We start from the raw sequence: 338 nt of genomic DNA, 5'->3' as shown, positions 1-338 counted from the left end.
GGATGACTTTGGCACTTTCTATGCGGTGTACCCACATCGAGATGCACCCATAAAAACCAAGCTCTTCATTGATACATTGAAAACCATTGTCGGTGAAGATAAACCTGTGTGGGAGCAAGGCATTCCCGGGTTTGACGACATGTATGGCAATCAGCGAACAAAATCATAGCTCAAAAAAATCAATACGTTAGGTTGCTTTGTTGCGCGTATTTTGTAATCTAGCCCAAACCTAAGTTTGAACGCAAACTTTAAGTTAAAGTGAACTATATTATACTGGTTATTATCAGGAAGAAACGGCTATTCAAACAGGAAGTGAAAGATCATGAGAAACATCGTAT

At 39.3% G+C, this 338-nt stretch carries 1 pseudogene; it reads left to right on the top strand.

Annotation, left to right across the window (positions count from 1 at the left end):
• Window positions 1-169: pseudogene (locus AB4486_RS24015) on the top strand (LysR family transcriptional regulator); the annotation flags it as partial.
• Window positions 170-338: the final 169 nt, after the last annotated feature.

The organism is Vibrio sp. 10N.222.55.C6 (assembly GCF_041473395.1).
GTDB lineage: Bacteria > Pseudomonadota > Gammaproteobacteria > Enterobacterales > Vibrionaceae > Vibrio > Vibrio crassostreae_C.
The sequence above is the reverse complement of the archived record's forward strand: the minus strand, read 5'-3'. Positions and strand labels throughout refer to the sequence as shown.